The 15312-nt window shown below is 65.0% G+C and carries 13 protein-coding genes; all 13 read right to left on the bottom strand.

Going from position 1 to position 15312, the window contains the following annotated elements; genetic code table 11:
- Positions 1-56 precede the first annotated feature (56 nt).
- Positions 57-1163, bottom strand: coding sequence for a TMAO reductase system periplasmic protein TorT (gene torT, locus BraRD5C2_RS15790; RefSeq protein WP_223969630.1), 1107 nt, complete (start codon positions 1161-1163; stop codon positions 57-59).
- Positions 1164-1279: 116 nt separating this feature from the next.
- A complete protein-coding gene (locus BraRD5C2_RS15785; RefSeq protein WP_223969629.1) occupies positions 1280-3241 on the bottom strand; it encodes a hydantoinase B/oxoprolinase family protein in 1962 nt (653 codons plus the stop codon).
- Positions 3242-3244: 3 nt separating this feature from the next.
- A complete protein-coding gene (locus tag BraRD5C2_RS15780; RefSeq protein WP_308444430.1) occupies positions 3245-5269 on the bottom strand; it encodes a hydantoinase/oxoprolinase family protein in 2025 nt (674 codons plus the stop codon).
- A 193-nt stretch (positions 5270-5462) separates the two neighbouring features.
- A complete protein-coding gene (locus tag BraRD5C2_RS15775; RefSeq protein WP_223969627.1) occupies positions 5463-6422 on the bottom strand; it encodes an AraC-like ligand-binding domain-containing protein in 960 nt (319 codons plus the stop codon).
- A 105-nt stretch (positions 6423-6527) separates the two neighbouring features.
- A complete protein-coding gene (locus BraRD5C2_RS15770) occupies positions 6528-7493 on the bottom strand; it encodes a LysR family transcriptional regulator (protein ID WP_223969626.1) in 966 nt (321 codons plus the stop codon).
- A gap of 210 nt (positions 7494-7703) precedes the next feature.
- Positions 7704-8681 carry a 5-oxoprolinase subunit C family protein gene (locus BraRD5C2_RS15765; protein WP_223969625.1) on the bottom strand — a complete coding sequence of 326 codons (978 nt, stop codon included), beginning with the start codon at positions 8679-8681 and terminating at the stop codon, positions 7704-7706.
- A complete protein-coding gene (locus tag BraRD5C2_RS15760; protein WP_223969624.1) occupies positions 8671-9546 on the bottom strand; it encodes a 5-oxoprolinase subunit B family protein in 876 nt (291 codons plus the stop codon). Before BraRD5C2_RS15760 ends, BraRD5C2_RS15765 begins: the two co-directional genes overlap by 11 nt.
- A gap of 43 nt (positions 9547-9589) precedes the next feature.
- Positions 9590-10990 carry an acetyl-CoA carboxylase biotin carboxylase subunit gene (locus BraRD5C2_RS15755; RefSeq protein ID WP_223969623.1) on the bottom strand — a complete coding sequence of 467 codons (1401 nt, stop codon included), beginning with the start codon at positions 10988-10990 and terminating at the stop codon, positions 9590-9592.
- Between the two features lie 12 nt (positions 10991-11002).
- Positions 11003-11245, bottom strand: coding sequence for an acetyl-CoA carboxylase (locus tag BraRD5C2_RS15750; protein WP_223969622.1), 243 nt, complete (start codon positions 11243-11245; stop codon positions 11003-11005).
- A gap of 39 nt (positions 11246-11284) precedes the next feature.
- The gene (locus BraRD5C2_RS15745) at positions 11285-12013 is read right to left on the bottom strand and encodes a LamB/YcsF family protein (RefSeq protein WP_223969621.1); all 729 of its coding nucleotides are present in this window, start codon (positions 12011-12013) and stop codon (positions 11285-11287) included.
- An 88-nt stretch (positions 12014-12101) separates the two neighbouring features.
- On the bottom strand, positions 12102-13289 hold the full coding sequence (locus BraRD5C2_RS15740; RefSeq protein WP_223969620.1) for an ABC transporter substrate-binding protein: 1188 nt from the start codon (positions 13287-13289) through the stop codon (positions 12102-12104).
- Positions 13290-13319: 30 nt separating this feature from the next.
- On the bottom strand, positions 13320-14393 hold the full coding sequence (locus BraRD5C2_RS15735) for a branched-chain amino acid ABC transporter permease (protein ID WP_223969619.1): 1074 nt from the start codon (positions 14391-14393) through the stop codon (positions 13320-13322).
- A 3-nt stretch (positions 14394-14396) separates the two neighbouring features.
- Entirely contained in the window at positions 14397-15311 is a 915-nt protein-coding gene (locus BraRD5C2_RS15730; protein WP_223969618.1) for a branched-chain amino acid ABC transporter permease, read from the bottom strand.
- Position 15312 lies beyond the last annotated feature (1 nt).

Below are 15312 nucleotides of genomic sequence, written 5' to 3'. Positions count from 1 at the left end.
CAGCAGGCGGGAGCACGCTCCCGCCTCGACCGTTCAGGCCGGCTGCTTGACCATGCCTACTTGGCCTTGACCGAATAGACCGGCGTCCAGCTTCCGGGCGCCAGCACGAGATCCATCTGCAATTTCGGCACCGTGGTCTTGTCGATCATCGTGGCCACCGGCTGGACCAGGCTCATGACCGGCTTCTTCTCGATCAGACGCACCGCCTGGTCGATCGCGATCGCGCCTTCGCCGACGGGATATTGGGTAGCGAAGGCGAGGATGTCGCCGCGGTTCAGCGCGTCGAGCATGGCCTGGTTTTCGTAGGACGACACGATCTTCAGGTCGCTTCGGCCGGCCTCGGCGACCGCGCCGATGGCAGCTTCGGCGGTGGGAGCGGTGCCCCAGATCACGTTCATGGCGGGATAGGCCTGCAATGCGTCCTGGATCAACTGGAGTTGCACCGCGACGCCGGAGTCGCCGAACTTCTCGGCCAGAATCTTGGCGTTCGAATTCTTGGCGATGGCCTTCTTGAACCCTTCATTGAACGATTCCGCCCAGCCCGAGCCGGCCGGACCGGGGAATGTCACGATGTTGAGCTTGTCGCCGGGCTTGGTCTGCGCCAGCAGGCCGTCGCCGGTGACTTCGCCCATGGCGACGAAATCGACATAGTTGGCCGCAGGCAGTGCGTTCGGCGGCAGCGGATTGGTGACGCCGACCACCGGCACGCCCTTGGCCTTGGCCTCCTCGAATTTCTTGCTGAGCCCCGCGCCGGAGATCGCGCCGACGATGATCGCGTCCGGTCCGCTCGCCATGCAGTCATCGAATTGCGAAAGCTGCTTGGGCAGGTTCTCGTAACCTCCGGCTTCGTAGAGGTTCATGTTGACGTTCATCGCTTCGGCCTGTTTCACGATGCCGTAGGCGACCGCGACCCAGAAGCTATCCTTCATGTGCGGAAACAGCACGCACAGCCTGTAGGGCTTTTCGGCCTTCGGCAGCGGCGTGTAGTCCGCCGGTTTCGGCGTGCCGGATGACGCGTCGTAGACCTTCATGGGAAACCACGGTGCCTCGGTCCCGGCCGCCGCCGGCGTGGCGGTGCCGGCAAGGGCGAGGGCCGTGGCGATGCCGAGCACGGAGCGGATGGGCCACAGTCGGTTGGAAGAAAGGCACGTCGTGATCGTCATAGCGCTATCCTCATGGTTTGAATGAAAGTGCAGGCGATGCAGGGGGAGGCGACGGCTCGAATCCTCTTTGGTGGTTAGACCGCGCCGTCTGCCGACGGCGCGGCTGCCGGTAACGATCAACCCGCCTTCCACATCGCGACCGAGCGCCGCTCGAATGCTTCGCGGAACTGACGGGTGGATTCGGGCAGCAGCGCGCCGGTGCCCCAGTCGAGGATCACCGCGTGCTTTCGGATCACGTCGAACGTGTTGATCTCTCCGCTGCGGTAGCGCTGCGCCACCATCTCCGGATCGAGCCGGGCATTGGCGACGCGCTCGGAGCGGATCTTGGTCCGGAGCGCCGCGGTCGCGACCTTGTCGACCTCGTAATTGCAGAGCTCGGCGTCGATGGTGTGCACCACGACGCCATAGTCCTTGGCGGCACGCTCGACCGAGACATAGTCGTCCTTGATGTCCTCGATCACGAGGTTCGGATCGCGCTCCAGCGGATCGCCGAACCCGCCGCCGCCGGCGGTCGGACGCGAAAAGACGTCGCCTTCGCCGATCGGCACGTCGGAGAAGATCGAGCCCAATCGCTCCTCGGCCGCGCTGCCGGCGCGCTTCAAGGTCAGGCCGTGCGGCATCGACGGCAGGCCGCCCTCGATGCCCCACACGATCGCGCGCTCGCGGTCGCAGATATAGGAGATCACGGTCTTCTCGGCCTGCAGCATCCGCGACGTCTTCACCACGCCGGCGCCGCCGCGCCATTTGCCGGGGCCGGGCGAATCCTTGAGGATCTCGCATTCGGTGGTCAGGATCGGGTTGGCGCGCTCCTGGCCTTCGACCGGCTGCGACATCAGTCCGGTGCCGAAGCAGGCGGTGGTGACATTGCTGCCGTCCTTGCCGTTACGGCCGCCCCAGCCGCCGGGCAGCCAGTCGTAAAACATGAAGATCGGCTTGTCGGCGCTGCGGGCGTCGAGACCGCCGGTGAGCAGATATTCGAGATTGAAGGCGCAGGCGAGCGCGCGCTCCGGCATCAGCTTCGACCACATTTCGTAGATCGAGTTCATGATCTTCTCGAACGGCATCAGGAAGCCGGTGACCGCGATCGGCCATTTGGCATCGACGATCGAACCTTCGGGAGCGATGATCTCGAAGCAGCGGTAGAAGCCGGAATTGAGCGGAAGATCGGGAAAGAAGGTCTTCATGCCGGCGGCGACCGCGGAAAAGGTCGCGCCGAACGCCGAGTTGTAGATCGAGCCGATGGTCGGATGGCTGCCGGTGAAGTCGTAGATCGCGCGGTCGCCCTTGATCGTCATCTTGATGCGGATCGGGATCATGCCTTCGCCGCCGGCCGGATCGCGGTCGATGTAGTCGACGGTTTCCCATTCGCCGTCAGGCAACGCTGCGATGCGCTGGCGGGCCGAGCGCTCGACATAGTCCTGCACGGCGGCAAGCCCGGTCTCGACGGTATCGCGGCCGTATTTGCCTACCAGACGCAGGATCTCGCGTTCACAGACTGCAGTTGCTTCGGCCTGTGCCTGAATGTCGCCGATGATCGAGGCCGGATCGCGGGTGTTGGAGGCAATCAGATGCGCGACGTCCTTGCGCAGGCCGTTCTTGTCGAACAGGCGGACCGGCGTGATGCGCAGGCCTTCGCGGAACATCTCGCGGGCGGCGACGTCGAACGATCCCGGCACGCTGCCGCCGACGTCCGACCAGTGCCCGTTGGACTGGCTGAAAGCGATGATCTTGCCGTCGGCGAAGATCGGACGGATCAGCCGCACGTCGGAAAAATGCGTGCCGCCGGCATAGGGATCGTTGATCGCGAAGACGTCGCCCTCATGCATGTCGCCTTCGAAATGGCGCATCACGTCCTTGCAGGTGAAATGCAGCGTGCCGACGTGGACCGCGATATCCTGGTTGCCCTGCGCCGCACATTCGCCGTTGGCGTCATGCAGCGCGCTGGAGAAGTCGCGGTTGTAGATGACGAAGGAGTAGCAGGTCCGCAGCACCTGCTCGCCCATCTGGTCGACGCTGGTGATGAAGGAATTCTTCAGAACCTCGAAGGTCACGGGGTCGAGCGGGAGAGCTCCGGCCATGGTTCACTCCTTCACGCGGATGATGATGTTGAGATACTTGTCGACCTCGGCGGCGGCGCCGGGCGGCACCACGGTGGTCGCATCGACCTGCTCGATGATCGCGGGGCCTTGAAAGGAGAAGCCGCAGGGCAGGTCGTCGCGCTGATAGACGGGCGTATCGAGCCCGCTGCCCTCGAACCAGACCCTGCGGCGGCCAATCGGCTCGGGGCTAGCGCCGGTCGGCTGGTGAACGGCAAATTCGGCCTTGGGAACCACGCCAACTGCCTTCAGATTGAGACGGAAGAAGCTGACCGGCGCGCTGTCGCGGCGGAAATTGTATTCGCGTTGATGCTCGGCGTGGAAGCTCTGCACCAGATCGGAAATTGCGCCGATCGGTTGCGGTGCGTTCACCGCGAGCGAACGCCACTGGCCGCGATACATCATGTCGATCGACCGCTGCAGCACGATGTCCTGCTGCGCGACGCCCTCATGGGTCAGCCGTGCGAGCGCGGCTTTCTCGAGCTCGGCGAACTGCGCTTCGATCTCGTCGGCATCGGCGTCGACCGCGTCGACCATGCAGCTCTGCGAGAAATCGTGCTGCATGTCGACGAGCAGGCATCCGAGCGCGGAAGTCACGCCGGGATTGGGCGGCACGATCATGACGGGAATCGCCAGCTCGCGCGCGACGTCGACGCCATGCAGCGCGCCGGCGCCGCCGAACGCCACCAGCGCGAAGTCGCGCGGGTCGTAGCCGCGACTGATCGAGATCAGCCGCACCGCATCCGACATGTTGGCATTGGCGACCTTGACGATGGCGTCCGCGGCCTCGTGCAGGCCGAGGCCGAACGGCTTGGCGACGCCGCTCTCGACGGCCTTCCGCGCCAGCTCGGGGTCGAGCTTCACCTTGCCGCCGGCGAGGTCGGTGCCGAGCCGGCCCAGTGTCACGTTGGCGTCGGTGTTGGTCGGCTGGGTGTTGCCGTTGCCGTAGCAGGCCGGTCCCGGATGGGCCCCGGCCGATTGCGGGCCGTTGCGCAGGGAGCCGGCCGGGTCGGTCCAGGCCAGCGAGCCGCCGCCGGCGCCGATGGTGAGCACCTCGATCGAGGCGAAGCGGATCGGGTAGCCGAATTCGATGTGCCAGTCCTTGGTGACGCGCGAGCGGCCCTCATAGGCGAGCGATACGTCGGTGGACGTGCCGCCCATGTCGAGGCCGATCGAATTGGGAAAACCGCACAGGCCGGCGATATAGCGGCTGGCGATGGCACCGGCGGCGATGCCGGAGCCGGCGAGGCGCGCCGCGAAGTCCTTGACGCTCGCCGGCGTCATCACCCCGCCGCCGGTGTGCAGCAGCAGGAGATCGCGGGTGTAGCCCTCGTGCGCCAGGCGTTCGCCGAGCCGGCTCGTGTAGTTGACGACCACCGGGCTCACGACGGCGTTGGCGACCGTGGTCGAGAACCGCTCGTGCTCGAATATCTCGGGAAGCACCTGCGAGGAGATCGACACCGGAATGTCGGGCATCTCCGCCAGCAGGATGTCACGCATCGCGCGTTCATTGGCGCCGTTGAGATAGGCATTCATGAAGCAGACCGCGACCGCGGCGACGCCGCGACGCTTGAGAATACGGGCGACGTCGCGCGCAGCCTCGACGTCGAGCGGTTCGATCACCTTGCCGCCGGCATCGACGCGCTCGGGCACGGTCAGGCGATCGCGACGTGGCACGTAGGGCCGGACAACGTCCTTGTACGTATCCCAGAGGTCTTCCTTGTTGGCGCGCCTGATCTCGATGACGTCGCGGAACCCCTTGGTCGTGACCACGGCGGTGCGGGGCAGGCGGCGGGTGATCAGCGCGTTGGTGGCAACTGTCGTGCCGTGCGAGAACAGCGCCACCCTGGAAAGATCGATGCCGGCCTTGGACACGCCGCCCATGATGCCATCGATCGGATCGCGCGTGGAGGAGGTCTTCTCGATGCGGATGAGACCGGTCGTCTCGTCCATAATGCAGATGTCGGTGAACGTGCCCCCGACATCGACAGCCACACGAAGGTCCTGCACCATGCGTCTTCCTTTCGAACAAGCGTTTCGCCGATCTTAGGCAGAGCGGCGGCCCGCCTTCTTGACGCTGAGCGCAGGAAGACTTGTGCGAGAGAGCGAACCGCTTGGCGGGCCATGCGTGCGGGGACCGGCGGCGGGCTGCCCGGGAAGCGGTCAGGTTAGCGGTCAGGTGGGTGCGGTTGCGATGCCGTGTTCAGGCGTTGGCGGCGCGCGAGGTGGCGCGCGCCTCGCTCGGGGTGCAGCCGAACCGGCCGCGATAGTTGCGGCTGAATTGCGCCTGGTCGGCAAAGCCCCATTGGTAGGCGATTTCCGAGATGCTCTTGCGGCAGTTCGCGTCGCGCAGCAGGGCGTCGCACATCGCTAGCCGCTGGTTGCGGATGTAGGCGCAGACGGTCAGACCCTCGCCCTCGAAGATCTGGTGCAGATAGCGCAGCGAGATGCCGCAGCCGTCGGCGACCATCTGCGGCGTGAGCCGCATGTCGTCGAGGCGAGCGCGGATGAACTGCTCGCAGCGCAGCAGATGGCCGTTGCGCACCGAGGACGAGTGGCCGGTCAGCACGCGGTCGTCGGATTCGATGGCCATCGCAAGCAGCTCGATGAGATGCTTGCCCATCATCGCGCGCGCCGTCTCGTCCATTTCCTCGATCCGCTCACCGGAGAGGCGCAGCGTGTCGACGAACAGCGCGCCGACGCTGCGGCTGGCGTCGAATTGCAGCGTGGCGAGGCGCTCGGGCCGCGAAATCCGGCTGCGCAGCACCGCGCTCGGGATCTTCAGGCACCACAGCGCCGTCGGATCCTGATGGCTGAACTCGTAGGGGAGGTGGCTGCGCTCGATCAGGAACGCGCCCGGCCGGCAGTGCACCACCTTGCCGTCCTGCTCGAAGCGGATTTCGGCGAGCTCGGGCACCGTGATCAGGAAGGATTCCTCGCGCTCGCTCAGGAGGTGCCGTTCATGGCGCTTGTACAGCAGGCCGTTGGCGATGTTTCGCGAGACCGAGAGGGGGCCCATCGACCAGGCGCCGAGGCGCGCATTGAAGTCGCGGGTGCTCGGAAAGCGCAGGTCGAGCGAGTAATAAGTCTTCGAGACGACCTCCTGCCAGTATTGGCGGCGGGTCTGCAACGGGATGTTGTTGGTCGTGTAGGTGACTTGCATGTCTCACTCCCCGCCGCCGGCTGTGCCTCCGGTCGTCGTGTCCCGTCCAAAGTTTGGCGAGGACTGCCGGACGGCGTCAAGTCGAATAAAACGGAAACAGATAATCTAGATTTCGATCGCCTCCTCGGCCTGGTGCCGATGATCCATGCTGACCGGGGGCCGGGCTGGCCCGACGCCCGCCACCGCAAAGCGCATGAAATCGCGGAACGCCATCGCGGCTTCCGACGGCTTGATGTCGCGCCGCCACGCAAGACCGATATCCATGCTGGGCACCTCGTCCTCGATGACGCGGGTCTCGATCCGCTGTCCCTCCAGCGACCAGGGCCGGTAGATCAGGTCGGAGAGAATGGCGATCCCCATGCCGCCCGCGACCATGGAGCGCACGGCTTCGACCGAGGAGGTGCGGAAGATCGTGTTGGGTTCGAGCGAGGCGTTGCTCCAATAGCGCATCGAGGTGTGCTTGGCCTCGTCGACGGTGAGCATGACGTAGGGATGGGTGGCGATGTCGGCGAGATGGACCCGCTCGGCGCGGGTCAGCGGATGCTCGGGCGCAAGCCACAGGCGGCGCGGCGATCGCAGCAGCGTCTCGCTGGTGAGTTTGGCGTTGTCACGCAGGTTCGAGACCAGCATCACCGCGAGATCGAGCGCGCCGTCGACGAGTGCACGTTCCAGCACGTCGCGCGGCGCCTCGAACAGCTCGATCGTGATGCCGGGAAAACTTGCCTGGAAGCGTTTCTGATGGCGCGGCAGGAAATAGCCCGACACGGTGTAGGTGACGCCGACGCGGACCGTGCCGAACAGCGGTCCCGCGGATATCTGGGTGTTCCGTACCGCTTCGGCGACGGCGGCGAGGATTTGACGGCCCTGGGACAGGAAGCGGCTGCCCTCCATGGTGACGGTCACGCCGTTCGGCGCGCGCTCCAGCAGGCGAGCGCAGACGGTCGCTTCGAGCTGCTGAATGGCCGCGGTGACCGCGGACTGCGAGACGTTGAGGTCGATCGCCGCCTGGCTGATGCGCCCGGTTTCGGCGGCGGCGACGAAGTAGCGGATCTGTTTCAGAGAAACGGACATCGCGGTTGTTCCGATGTTGCCTAACTCATGAGCGGTGTTTCTCAACCCGGCTGCATTCGTTGCAACTCTCGTGCCGACAGGTACAGAGCGCGCGGTGACGTCAATATCAGGCGGGAGAGGCCGCAACCGACGGCCTGAAGCCTGGAATACGCGCGGTCACCCCGATCGGTGGCCGCGGTCTTTGGCGGATAGGGACGCAGCTGCCGGCGGCTACGCCAGCGCGCTGTGCAGCTTGCCCAGCAATTCCGACCGGCTCTTGCGGGCCGCAAGCGCCTGGTTCATGTCGACCTTGACGAATTTCACCGGCGTATTGGGCTGCAGCTGGCCGATCAGATCCATGTCCGCGGCGATCACGGTCCCGACCATGAAGTAGCCGCCGCCGGACACTGCGTCACGATGCAGCACGATCGGTTCGGTGCCGCCGGGAACCTGGATCGAGCCGTAGGGATAGCAGGCATCGGTGATGTTGGACGGGTCGGAGCCGGCGCCGAACGGCGGTTCGCGCGGAACGAATTCGAGCGGCTTGCCGCCCTTGAAGCGGTAGCCGATCCGGTCGGCTTCCGGCGCCACCTTCCAGGTATCGGAGAAGAAGCCGTCGCCGGCCGCCTCGGTGATGCGGTGCCAGTAGAGACCGGGCATGGCGCGCAGTTCCGTCGGCATCCCTGCCGGTTGTCCACGCAAATCCCTGGCAACGCTGCGCCCGTCCTTGCCCGTCGCGCCGGCACTGCCGATCGGCAGTTCGTCGCCGGCCTCGAGCTTGCGGCCCTTGAAGCCGCCGAGCGCGCCGAGCGCATAGGTCGAGCGCGAGCCGAGGACGACGGGCACGTCGATGCCGCCGGCGACTGCGACGTAGCCGCGCGCGCCCTGCTTGAGGAAATCGAAGGAGAGGATCTGGCCGCGCTTCACCTTGAAGCTGGTCCAGGTTTCGCGCGGCTCGCCGTCGAGTTTCGGCGGCAGCTCCGCGCCGGTGATCGCGACGGTCGCGTCCGCGGTGAATTCGAGCTCGGGTCCCATGAACACGGCCTCGAGCACGGCAGCACCCGCGTCGTTGCCGACCAGCAAATTGGCCGCGACCAGCGCGTGACGGTCCATGGCGCCGGAGAGCGGGATGCCGATGTGATAATAGCCCGGACGTCCGAGATCCTGGACGGTGGTCGCAAGACCCGGCTTCAAAACCTTAACGGCCATGGAGAACTCCATCGAGCTTGGCGTTGTAGGCATCAACGTCGCGGTTGAACTCGGTCAGCGAGAACGAGACGTCGCGGATCACAGGCGCGAAGCGGCCGGCGTCGACGTCGGCGACCGCTGCGTCATAGGCCGCCCGGTCGATCGGTTTCCACTTCACGATATCGCCCGGTTTGAACAGGCACATGAAGTCGCGCAAATAGCTGATGTTCTGGTTGGGGTCATAGATCGGCATCGGCGTGATGCCGAACATCTGGTAGCCGCCGGCGCCGCGCACCGAGTAGATGCAGCTGAAGCAGCCGCCATGTCCGACGGTGAGCTTCGGCGTGTCGGTGCGCGGGCGCAGATATTTCGGCGCCTGAAGCTGCCGCTTGCGCTCGACCATCTGGTAGAGGAAGGGCAGGCCGGCGACGAAGCCGACCATCGAGACGAACCAGGGCGCGCTGGAATGCGCCTTGATGAAGGCGTCGACGCTATCGAGGCCGTTGATGCGCGCGGCGTATTCGAGGTCGGTCCCGTTCGGATCCTGATGACGCTCGCGGAAGCGCATCAGGGTCTCATGCGTCCAGGGATCGTTGTAGAGCACGGGAATCTCGATGATCCGCGTCTTGATCACCGGTTCCGATTTCTCGGATGCGGAATCCAGCCGCTTCAGCTCGGTCAGGAGATCGTCCGGCTTGATCTGATCCGGATCGAACTTGACCTGATAGGACGCGTTGGCGGGGCAGATCTCCGTGACACCCCTGATCTTGGCGTCGCGCACCGCATTGGTGATGAAGAGGCTCTTGAAAAAGGCCTCGAGCGACATCGCTTCGCCGACCTCGGCGAAAATGTGCTCGTCGCCGCCGAAGGAAAATCGAGTTTGCATGACTAGCGGCCTCCTGTTGCTGACGGGGCGGATTCTCTCGCCATCATGGCGCGACCTTCACGGCCGATAGCGGTTGAGCGGTGGCAAGGCCGGCGGCATGGGACTCCAGCCACGGTTCGAGCCATGCCGTATGGAAGCGTCCGGCCTTGACGTCGGCGTCGCGCGCCAGCGCCTGATGCAGGGGCTTTGTCGTGAAGATGCCTTCGACGCTGAGTTCGGCGAGCGCGCGCTCGAGCTTTCTCATTGCGCTCGGGCGATCCTTGTCGTGCACGATCAGCTTGCCGAGCAGGCTGTCGTAGAAGGGAGGCACCGTGTAGCCCGCATAGAGCATGCTGTCGAAGCGCACACCGTCGCCGCCGGGAACGCTGAGCGCGCTCACCGTACCCGGATTGGGCAGGAAATTCCTGGCGGGGTCCTCGGCGTTGATGCGGACCTCGATCGAATGACCGCTGACGCGCACTTCGTTCTGACGAATGCGCAAGGGCTCGCCGCCGGCGATCCGGATCATCTCGTGCACGAGGTCGATGCCGGTGACCATTTCGGTGACGGGATGCTCGACCTGGATGCGGGTGTTCATCTCGAGGAAGTAGAAGTCGCCGGTCCTGTCGTCGTAGAGATATTCGAGCGTCCCGGCGCCACGGTAGTTGACTGCCTTGGCCAGCGCCACGGCGGACGTGCAGAGCTTTTCACGCACCGCGTGGGTGAGCGAGGGCGAAGGGGCTTCTTCCCAGACCTTCTGACGGCGCCGTTGCAACGAGCATTCGCGCTCGAAGCAATGGATCACGTCGCGTCCATCGCCGAGCACCTGGACCTCGATGTGCCGTGCGCCTTCGATCAGCTTCTCGACATAGAGCCCGCCGTCGCCGAAGGCGGCGAGCGCCTCGGCCTGCGCCTGCGGCATCAGATGATGAAATTCCTCGGCGGAGCGCGCGATGCGAATGCCGCGTCCGCCGCCGCCGGCTGCGGCCTTGATCATGACCGGGAAACCGGTTTTCTCGACCAGCGCGAAGGCCGCGTCCGCCGACTCCAGCCGCCCCTGGCTGCCGGGGACGGTCGGCACGCCGGCCGAGGCGGCGGCCTCGCGCGCTGCGACCTTGTCGCCCATCAGCCGGATCGATTGCGCGGTCGGGCCGACGAAGATCAATCCGGCCGCTTCGACGGCGGCCGCGAACTCCGCATTCTCGGCCAGGAAGCCGTAGCCGGGGTGGATGGCGTCGGCACCGGCACCCTGTGCCGCAGCGAGGATCGTCGCCTGGTTGAGATAGGATTTCGAGGCCTGCGGCGGACCGATATCGACCGTTTCGTCGGCTAGTCTCACCGCGAGCGAATCCTTGTCGGCCTTGCTGTAGACCTGGACCGTCGCAATGCCGAGATCGCGTGCTGCGCGGATGATGCGCACCGCGATCTCGCCGCGATTGGCTATGAGGAGCTTCTTGATCGCCATGGCTGGTCGGGCTCAAACGTCGATTTCGGCGATCGGCTGGCCGGCCATCACGGCATCCTCGTTCTCGGCCAGGAAGCGAACGATCTTGCCGGCGGCGCCGGCCTTCACCTCATTGAACGATTTCATCACCTCGATGAGCCCGATCGTGTCGCTCTCCGTGACGACGTCGCCGTCGTTCTTGTAGAACGGCTTGTCGGGCGACGGCTTGCGATAAAAGATGCCCGGGAGCGGCGAGAAGATCTGCTGCGTTGCCATGGTTTCCTCGTGGGTAATTGGTTTTCTTGCCGCGACGGCTCAGCGCGCGGTGAGATAGGGACGAACCGCTTCGCGGACGGCCTCCGCGATGGCGACGGCGTTCGGCGTATCGGAGTGAATGCAGATCGAATCGGCGCCGACCACGATGTCGTTTCCCGCCACCGTACGCGTCTTGCCCTCGTTGACGGCTCTCGCGCAGCGGGTGGCGGCCTCGGCCGGGTCCTTCGCCTCGTGCTCGCGCGTGATGATCAGGCTGCCGTCGGCATTATAGTCGAGGTCGGCGTAGTACTCGGCGACGAAGGCGTGGCCGCGGCGCTCATAGACCTGTTGGTGCAGCGTTCCCTTCATGCCGAGCAGCGGCACCTTGTAGACATCGGCGGCGTCAGCCACGGCTTCGGCGATGTCCTCGTTGCGCGAGGCCATGCCGTAGAGCGCGCCGTGCGGCTTGATATGATTGAGCGCCAAGCCTTCGGCATCCAGGAACGCCTTGAGTGCGCCGATCTGGTAGAGCAGGCAGTTGGTCAGCTCCTCGCGGCTGATCTTCATCTCCCTGCGGCCAAATCCCTGCAGATCCGGCAGCGAGGGGTGCGCGCCGACCTTGACGCCGAACTGCTTGGCGAGCTGCACCGTCTTGCGCATGTGGTTGAAGTCGGAGGCATGAAAGCCGCAGGCGACGTTGGCGACGTCGATATGGGGCATCAATGCCTTGTCGTCGCCCATCTTGTAGAGGCCGTAGGCCTCGCCCATGTCGCAGTTGATCACGACCATCTCCTGATTTCCTTCCAACTGGCTTTGCATACGACCGTCGCGACCGCCCGGGGTGCGTCCGGCGCACCCTGGGCGGCGCGTTGCCGGGTTACTTGGACACCAGATAATCGAGCGGGATCTTTTCCGAGATCGTCCACTGGTCGATCACCTTCGGCTTGCCGGCCTCGGTGTCGACGATCAGGTAACGGCCCTGGTTCTGGTGGTGGATGTCCTTGCTGAAGGTGCGCGGCCCGAACAGCGTGGACTCGTCCTTCATCTTCTCGAGCTCGGCCACGACGGGCGCCGCATCGGTCGATTTGGCGCGCTCGACCGCCTTGGCCCAGACGTCGATCAGGACGTAGCCGGGATAGACGTACTGGCTCGACGGGTCGCCGCCGGTGACTTCCTTGTACTTCTTGTTGAACTCGTTGACCTTCGGGTTCGGATCGTCGCCGTAGACCGAGCCCTGTACGGGAACATAGAAGTTCGAGAGATCAGGAACGGCGTTCAGCCAGTAGCTGCCATCGACGCCCGAGCCGTTCAGTATCATCGACTTGATGCCGGCGGCGCGGATCTGCTTGATGGCGGAGACGGCGCCCGGCATCATCGTGCAGAGCATGATGGCGTCAGGCTCCTTCGGCAGGCTCTTGATCCGCGTGATCTGCGACGCGATCGAGGCATCGTCGTTCTTGAACGTGTCGCTGCCGACCAGCTTGGCCTCCTTCAGGCGCGGCAGCATCCAGTCGAAGCCGTCGCAAATGCCCTTGTTGTAGACGGTCCAGCTGTCGAGCAGCCGATAGAAGCTGCGCGCATTCTTCTTTGTGTACGCCCATTCCGACATGGTTGCGCCCTGCACCGGTGCCAGCACCGAGGCCGAGAACGAGAACGGACCGACGCCGGGAATGCCGGCCTTGATCGATTCGGCGCAAAGGAAGAAGGAAACCTTGCCGGCCGCCTGCGCCTGCAGCGCCGCGGGCGCACCGTAATCGTAGTCGCAGGAGACGATCACGAGGTCGGCGCCCTGGTCGAGCACCGCAAGACCGGCTTTGGCGCCTTCGGCCTGATCGGTCTTGGTGTCGGCAAACACCGGCTTGATCTTCTTGCCGAGCAGGCCGCCGGCCTTGTTGATCTCATCGATCCGGATCAACGCCGCGTCCTGCGCCGGCTTGTCGTAGGCCTGCATGAATCCGGATGCCGCGGTCGCAAAACCAACGACGATCTCGTCGGCCGCCTGGGCCGGCGTGAACCAGAGCGCGGATGCTCCGGCCAGAATGCCGAGTAATGTCGTAATGCGCATATCCCACTCCTCCAATTTTACAAACGAGCGTCAGTGCAGTTCCTTCAGTGCGGTCTGGACGGGCCGGGTCAGGCGCCGCTGCAATGGCCATCGGCGCCAGGAGAACTCCCGGTTGCGGGTCAATCCCGTCGGCAGGTACATCAGGATCACGATGGTGATGATCCCGATCGCGATCTCCTGGACGCCGTTCGGCAGGCCGACGGTGTGCCCGCCCAGGCTGATGCCCTTCTCGAGGTCACGGAACAGCTCGATCAGCACCGATATCGCGACCACGCCGGAGACGGCGCCGCTGAGGCTGTACATGCCGCCGACGACCAGCATCGACAGCGTGATGAAGGTGGTCCGCAGATAGAATGCGCCGGGATTGACGATGCTCAGGAAATGCGCGTACAGCGCGCCGGCGAGCCCGATGATGAAGGCGCTGACGACGAAGGCGATCAGCCGTTCGCGGACGATGTCGATGCCGGAGGCGCTGGCGGCGACCGCTTCGTCGCGCGTGGCGCGCAGCGCGAGGCCCGAGCGCGAGATCGAGTAGAGATAGGCGATCGCGATGGCCACGGCGCCGCCGATCCATGCGGTCCAGACATTCATGGTGGGCGGAATGCCGACGATCGAGCCTTGTCCGCCCGTCACCGAATCCCAGTTCGAATAGACGTTGTTGATGACGCCGAGCAGGCCGAAGGTCGCAATCGAGGCCGCAATGCCCGACAAGCGCATGATGACGCGCCCGACGATCAGCGCGAACAATGCGGCAAACAGGCCGGAGATCGGCGTCGCCACCCACATTGGCAGTTGTGCGTGGAGCAGCCACGCAGGCAGGCCCTTGAGCGTGATCGACTTCATCACCGGCGGAATGGTGAGCCAGGCGGTCATGTAGGCACCGAGGCACATGAAGCTGATATGGCCGAACGACAGCAGGCCCGAATTGCCGACGAAGACGTAGAGGCCGACCACCACCATGATGTTGATGAACATCTCGACCACGGTGCGGTTGAAGGCCCGGCTGCCGAACTGATAGGAGAGGGCGGCCATGATGAGCAGCGCCACGATCAGCACGATCGGCGTGATGATCGTTTGCCGGATGACGGACGGCCGCTGCGACATCGATCAGACCCTCTGCTTGGCGGATTTCGGTGCAAACAGGCCCTGCGGCCGCACCAGAAGGACGACGATGACGGCGCCATAGACGAACGCGTCGCGGAACACGCGGGCGTCGTGCGGCAAGGTCGCCTGGAATACGACGCTGGCCGCACCGATCAGGAAGCCGGCGGCAACGGCGCCGGGAATGCTGCCGAGACCGCCGATCACGGTCGCGATGAACGCGATCAGCATCACGTTGGCGCCCATGCCGATGTCGGCGGTGCCGGAATTGGTCGCCAGGATCAGGCCGATCGCCGCCGCCAGCATGCCGCTGATGGCGAAGGCCAGCAAGATCACACCGTTGGCGCGGACCCCGAGCATGCGCGCCATGGTGAAATTATCGGCCGCGGCGCGCATCTCGAGCCCGTAGCGTGTGCGCTTCAGGAACAGGACGAGGATCACAAGCACGGCCAGCGTGATGATGATGGTCACGACCTGGAGCATCGGGATGTGCGCGCCGAAGACTTCGACCGGCAGGCCGAGGCTCGGCCACAGCGTGATCGACTTCGGTCGGCTGGAAAACAGCATCAGCAGGACATGGCGGATGACGAAGCCGAGCGCGAAGGACGCGATCATCATCGTCGCCGGATTGGCGTTGCGGAAGCGGCGGAAGACGACGACCTCCGACAGGATGGACAGCGCAGCGCCGATCAGCAGCAGCAGCGGGATCAAAAGATAGAACGGCAACTGGCCGGCAAACACGATCGCCGCCGCATCGATCGACGGCCACAGCATGGCGAAGACGCAGAAGGCGATGAAATCGCCGTGAGCGAAATTGACGAGCCGCATGACGCCGAAGATCAGGGCGATGCCGAGCGCGCCCAGCGCATAGAGGCTGCCGAGGCTCAGCGCGTCGAAGATGATCTGGAGCAGCTCGCGCATC

The sequence above is a fragment of the Bradyrhizobium sp. RD5-C2 genome (assembly GCF_019972155.1).
Taxonomy (GTDB): domain Bacteria; phylum Pseudomonadota; class Alphaproteobacteria; order Rhizobiales; family Xanthobacteraceae; genus Bradyrhizobium.
Note: the sequence above shows the minus strand (reverse complement) of the source record. Positions and strands in the feature narration are given on the sequence as shown.